This window comes from Tropicimonas sp. (assembly GCF_047971885.1).
Lineage (GTDB): Bacteria > Pseudomonadota > Alphaproteobacteria > Rhodobacterales > Rhodobacteraceae > Tropicimonas.
This window is the reverse complement of the sequence record NZ_JBKEAE010000051.1, coordinates 1-5,993: the sequence shown is the minus strand read 5'-3', so window position 1 is coordinate 5,993 and position 5,993 is coordinate 1. Positions and strand designations below refer to the sequence as shown.

At 32.2% G+C, this 5,993-nt stretch carries 5 protein-coding genes; 1 reads left to right on the top strand and 4 read right to left on the bottom strand.

Going from position 1 to position 5,993, the window contains the following annotated elements; genetic code table 11:
• From ACK5IR_RS05420 to ACK5IR_RS05405, 4 genes are all read right to left on the bottom strand, one after another.
• A partial coding sequence (locus tag ACK5IR_RS05420) for a helix-turn-helix domain-containing protein (protein WP_416926675.1) occupies nt 1-271 on the bottom strand: 271 nt, incomplete at its 3' end.
• Between the two features lie 108 nt (nt 272-379).
• Nucleotides 380-574, bottom strand: a complete 195-nt coding sequence (locus tag ACK5IR_RS05415; RefSeq protein WP_416926673.1) for a hypothetical protein — start codon at nt 572-574, stop codon at nt 380-382.
• Complete coding sequence (locus ACK5IR_RS05410; protein WP_416926671.1) at nt 567-1,283, bottom strand: XRE family transcriptional regulator; 717 nt, start codon at nt 1,281-1,283, stop codon at nt 567-569. The genes ACK5IR_RS05415 and ACK5IR_RS05410 overlap by 8 nt, the downstream gene beginning before the upstream one ends.
• A 468-nt stretch (nt 1,284-1,751) precedes the next feature.
• Nucleotides 1,752-4,043: a hypothetical protein gene (locus ACK5IR_RS05405; protein WP_416926669.1), complete on the bottom strand. Its 2,292-nt coding sequence runs from the start codon at nt 4,041-4,043 to the stop codon at nt 1,752-1,754.
• A 1,259-nt stretch (nt 4,044-5,302) separates the two neighbouring features.
• On the opposite strand from ACK5IR_RS05405, the gene ACK5IR_RS05400 reads away from it, so the two are divergent.
• Nucleotides 5,303-5,806 (top strand): hypothetical protein, encoded by a 504-nt coding sequence (locus ACK5IR_RS05400; protein ID WP_416926667.1) that lies wholly within the window; start codon nt 5,303-5,305, stop codon nt 5,804-5,806.
• Nucleotides 5,807-5,993: the final 187 nt, after the last annotated feature.

The following is a 5,993-nucleotide window of genomic DNA, read 5'->3' as shown; positions in this document are numbered from 1 at the left end:
CTTCAGAAAGTAGTTCTGCATAAGAGAAGACTCTGGAATATTGTTCAAGATCTTTATCGTTAATAAAGCCCGCCATTTTGAATAACTCAATAATACTAACTTCATAAAAATCAGATAGTTTCTTGAGTGAAATGGGGGACACGTCACATGTTTTTCCGTTTTCTATTCTGCTTTGCTGAGAATCAGTTACACCTGTTTGTTCTTGTATAAATTTTTGACTGTAATTGTGTTCAGTACGTAAGTGTAAAAGATATTGGCCTAATTTATTCATCTTATCATCTCCAAATCATATAATAATACAAATGCTGCGACAATGCAAGTAAAATAAATATATGCTGCGAAAACGCAGCGTGAAATTAGTACAGATAATACTTGATTACTAGCATATATGAATTTCATCAAAGGATGCTCTTTTGAGTTCAGGTATCGAAGAAGTAAGATCTTCAAGTGCTTCATCGATAAGATCCTTAGTCAGCACTTTTAATTGGCTGTTCCAGCTTATATGTTGTATTCCTAGTTCACGCAACTTTTGATAATAATATTGTTCTGTTTCAAAATCTTCAAATTTAGGCATTGGTCAAACATCCTTCCTTTCCAACAACTTTTCCAAATACGTGTAAAGTTTCGCCTTTGGGTATCTCAATAGGAGCATAATCTGTATTAAGTGAAATCAATTTAGTGCCCGCTGTTGTAAGAGACAGTTTTTTACAATACGCATTGTTATCATATCCGAAGATACCAATCTCACCATCACTTAGTACTTTTTGTTGATGTACCCAAACAATCTGTCCATCTAGATATTCAGGTTCCATGCTGTTACCAGAAATACGAAGTCCAAAATCAGAAGTTTCAGGAACCTCACTTCCTATATCAATTAATTCATAAGCGTCAGAATCCAAAAACTGACCAGTTCCGGCAGAAACCGGGATATCAAATAATTTAATCTGTCTTGTAAATGGAATCACAGTAGCAGATTTTTTCGTATATTTTCCACTAAGAACGAGAAGATCAATATATTCGGCAACCTTTTGTTTCCCTGTTTTATCTAATTGTGAAATGGGATTATCTTTAATATCAAATATTTCAAGAACATCTCGGATATCTAAAGCATTACAAAGAGCTAAAAATTGATACGCATTGGGAATGGAGTAATCAGTTTCCCATTTACTAATCTTTTGTCCATTTGTCGGGATACCGATTGCCATTAAACGTTCTGCAAGTTCAGGTTGAGAAAGTCCTTTTTCAATTCTAAGTTCTGATAATTTCTTTCCTATCTGGTTCATGATACTCCTTTCATATTGACACTAAACTTGTAGGGTTAGTGAAATGCCATCACGGGTTAGTTTGTACACTACCACCTTCGGTCTATATTGTACACTAGGCTGATACAATTATCAAGAATAAAATATCATATAATGATATAAAACATAGCTTATATATCATCATATGAATGAATCGGATGGAATTAGATAGATTATCATCTAAGGGTGAGAATGTAAGACAAAACGTTATGAGACAATAGAAGTGGAATACCAAGATCAGCACCTCATCTTCAGAAGCAGACGTTTCAGGGATGGGTAGTACAGATAATTCAGTATGAGGTGAATTACCTGGAAGATCGAAAGGGATCATTTAGAGTGGATTTAGTAAATATATAGACAAGGGAACCTTCGTATGCAATCGGATTTCAAGAAACTGAAAAAAATCCAGTAACGGGAGATTGTTACTGGATTTTTAATGATTGTTAAGACTTAGTTTTTGTCCAAATCTAATGTTTGTTCAAGATCCAGTAGGGAGGTCTTAAGTGAATCTTCGATAATATTAATTAGGTGTTCTGGTATCTCGTCGTTTAAATATTTAATAATATCTGGAGCAATTAATTCTTCGGTGTCAAGTATTCCGTTTCGTCGTTCCAAATCGGTGCCAAGGCCAGAAAGTTGATATAATTCTTTCCATTCTTGTAATTTTGAAGGTTCAAAAAAACAATAGTTAATAGAAGAACGCAATTTCTCTGATACAATATTCTTAAGTATACCGATAATTGTATCTATGGATGGGAGAGTGGGATCATTATCTTTTGAACCTATATTTATTTTTTGAGGCTTTGAAATATATGGAGCAAGAACAGTGATTAAGGAGTTATATAAATCATCAACTGGCTTTAGCGTTCTTGCACCGCTGAAATAGGATATTTTTGTTGCAAGTCTCCTGGTTAACGCTTCTGTTGTTTTAAAGTGAGGTGGATGAACGTTATATATTTCATATTGTGTTTTTTTGAACGAATTAATTGCTTCTGAATAAAGTAACGGAAGTTTTTTGTAATCATACTCAAAAATAGACAAGGTTTTATTATATTTGAAAAAGCCATAAATATTTTTACTAGCTACTGTTGACGAGATCATTTGATCGAGCATGTTGCGGACACTGGAATAGTCGTCTTCATTCATTAATCCCTTTAAAAAAAATGTATCGCCGTTGGTTAATTTTTGACATAATGTCTGTGCAACTTCGCGATCAATAATAACATTTTTTATGGTCTGAGTTTCTATGGAGCTTAGATATGTTATTTTTTGTGAATCAATATCATCGTCTTCATCAAAATCAGCCTTTTTTAGATTGTCAAAAAAAGTAAAAGTAAAGAATATTTTATTGTAATCAATTCGAGATGAGAGATGCTGTAATATTGCTCCCACATTATTGTCGCCATTAAAATTTGAATCATCAATAATCGCAACGCCATCGATTTCGGATAATGATAAGCGCGTGCTGTCTTCGAAACCACCGCTACCATCATTATTATGAGCAATACCTATTGTATCTAAAATTGAGAAAGATTTATCTTTATGTGATAAGTTGATTTTAGGATTAAGAGGTAACTCTATACGTAGTATTCCAACAAGATTAAATAGAGCTTTGCCAAAGTTGCTAGCTTTCTTTTCGGTAAATATCTTAATAAAGTTGAAAAAATCATTTTCAAGAATACTACTATGCTTAAATTCACATAAAAATTGTTCATTGTTTCTTGTTATAATATCAATTGTATTATTATTGGTTAAGTTGTCAAATATACAGTTTGTATTTTTTTCGATTTTATGATGAATCTGATTTCCTAATTCTAAATAAAGGGAGAAACACTGGTTTGATGAATCGCTCTCTTTAATTATAGTTTGAAAACGTTCTTGATAGAAATCAGGTTTGATGTCGCTCATTTCACTGAGCGGAATAATTGTATCAACGAGTTTGTTCATCAGATCAAATATATTATTCCAAAAATTAATAATACTTTGATTTGATTCAAGAGAGTAGTTGGGAGAGGTTGTCTTGACATATTTCCCAAGAGAATATCGTATGTCATATGTTTGGGATGGATCAGTAAAAAAATAAGGTATTACTATATCAATTGGTGAAGCTGTAGTTAAATTGTTAAGCTTTAACTCTATGAGCTTGTTAATACCACGTTCAATGCATTCGTTTATTTGCAAATCAATTATTGACTTTTCCTTAAATATAACAGCGAATCTATAAATGTGTTTATTAGGAACAAAACAGTATTCAGCAGGAAAAGTGGATGTTCTTGATGTATCAGTAAAGGGGAAGTTAATACCATCAATTCCAAAAAAAGGTGAAATCTTTTGAATGATTGTTGATTTTCCTACACCGGCTTTCCCTAAAAAACAAAATCTTGCATCTAAATCTATTGGAAACAAGGCATTCATTTCATTTTCAATTTTGTCAGTGGGATCTATCCAAGTAGTACTTTTTATATAATTAAAATAGAGGCTATCTAAATAAGGCATTAAATCAGTTTCGTAAGATGAGAATATTTGTTCTTGTCGTATGTAATTAATTGTACTGTTTCTATCTAGTGTATTTTCAAGAACATACGAGAGCAATTCCTCAAGTTTATCTGACATGCTTTGTGATATTTCTATTTTTCTTCGTATTCTTTTTTGTTTTTTTTCATCATTAGAATAAATAATAAAATCATATTCTTTATATCCCTCCATTTCTGGAAGATTTGTTATGCGTATTGATTGTTTCATGTAAACACCTCCTAATGAATAGAATTATAATGCTAGATTCCGAAAAAGTCAATAAAAACGGAAACACAATGAATAGAAATGAAGAATTGTATCATATAAATCCAAAAAAATAATAAAAAATGGAATGAGCTATTGACAATGATGATTGCTGAGAGTACAATGAATCCATGTTGATAGCAGATAATGGAATTACAAAATGATTATTGCCTTATAATGATGGTAAAATTCCAAATAAAGAAAATAAAATGGAAAAGGGGAAAAACATGAAAAACAAAGAAAACCTAGATTCAGTACCTTGCCCAAACTGCGGAAATAAAAGATTATTTGATATAAAAATAGATGGGAAAGGTGTCGTCCAGATTAAATGCCCAAGATGTAGAGTAATCTGTAATATTGAAATAAATGAAAATTATAACAGGTTAAAAACATATAATGACGAGTTCAATAAAATATTAATTTAGTATAGATAATACATATTACCAAACATGATGTCGCTATGCGGCATCTCAAAACCTGTAAGAATAAGGAATGAGCGCCTTTGCGAGAACTTCGCAATTCTTACTGTGTGAATTGCATTTTAATTCACACTATATGAGATATATTGTGAAATCAAAAATCGTAAAAAAGGCAACGTAGATTGGAAAATAATAAATATAAATATTGCAAAATAAGAACGTATGTTCTATAATTTAATTACGCTATCTTAGAAGGCAAAAAGCAATACTAAACAGTTGCATACGCAAAATATAGTGGAGGTGTCAAATGTGGAAGATGAAGTTATTCACGTTGCTTGTCCTTGCTGTCGCAATAAAAGACTGTTTGATTTATTACCGGGAGCAACAGGCATCATTCAAATAAAATGTCCGGTATGCCGTGGAGTTGTGGCAGTTTCCCTCCATAACTACAATAAGAAAAATGAATTATTCATACTGAGCAAATCGGCGCATAGTTAATTACTATAGCGACCAACGCCTGATGAAAACAGATCTAGAAGAAATTCTAGAAGTGTTTTTATCAGGTCTTTTTTTATTTCAAATAAATTATAAACTACCGAGCTATGGATCAGGTATGGACAACCATAGACTAGATACCGCCGAGCCGGAGTAAAGCTGAAAACAATTCAGGCTTACTCTAGGCTCTTTTTTTGTTTCTGGTTTTACTCTTCGTAGAGAAAGAGGATAGATGCAAAAAAACAGAAGTCAGTAACTTTTAATTTTTGAACAAACAACAAGTTAATTCAAAAATTAGGAGGAACGCACATGAGCGAGTTTTGGAAAAATGACTACGCAGTCAATAAAAAAGAAAAGAGCAGCATTATATATCAAACTGTAACTGGGGAAAGGATTGTTATTACTAAGGAAAGATTTTTAAAAGAAAACCCAGATAAAAAAGAAAAAGATTTCTATGAAATCAAGAAATATTCAGATGAAGATTACCGTGTTAGATGTAATAAAGATCATTATGAAGAACGTAATTCTACGGAATTACTCGAGGAAGCGGTTACCAGTGAAGTGTGTGAGTCACCAGAAGATTTGATTTTCAATATGATTCATGAGAAAGAATTTGGTGAAATATTAGCAAAATTCTTGGAAAAAGAGTTGTCGTTAATTCAGAAAGAAAGATTGTTCATGTATGCGGAAGGAAAAACAATGCGTGAAATCGCAGCTATTGAGGGTGTTTCATTTGTTGCAGTATCTAAGAGTATTACATTGATTCGAAAGAAATTTGAAGAATTTTTAAAAAAGTTTAATTTTCAGGGTTAACAAATAGCTGATTTTGGGCAGAGGGTGAAAGGGTAATTAAAATCCTTTCACTTGAACTTTGAAAAATGAATAGGATAGTCCTTACAAAGATATCACAATCACCTTCTATTTATATAGGAGGCAGCTTAACCCCATTTCGTGCGACGAGCATTCTGTCTGTTATAGATTGCCAAAGATTAGGAGCAGA

Excerpts from the sequence above, each read along its gene's own strand:
- ACK5IR_RS05405 (WP_416926669.1), bottom strand. The coding sequence starts at position 4,043 with ATGAAACAATCAATACGCATAACAAATCTTCCAGAAATGGAGGGATAT.
- ACK5IR_RS05410 (WP_416926671.1), bottom strand. The coding sequence starts at position 1,283 with ATGAACCAGATAGGAAAGAAATTATCAGAACTTAGAATTGAAAAAGGA.
- ACK5IR_RS05415 (WP_416926673.1), bottom strand. The coding sequence starts at position 574 with ATGCCTAAATTTGAAGATTTTGAAACAGAACAATATTATTATCAAAAG.
- ACK5IR_RS05400 (WP_416926667.1), top strand. The coding sequence starts at position 5,303 with ATGAGCGAGTTTTGGAAAAATGACTACGCAGTCAATAAAAAAGAAAAG.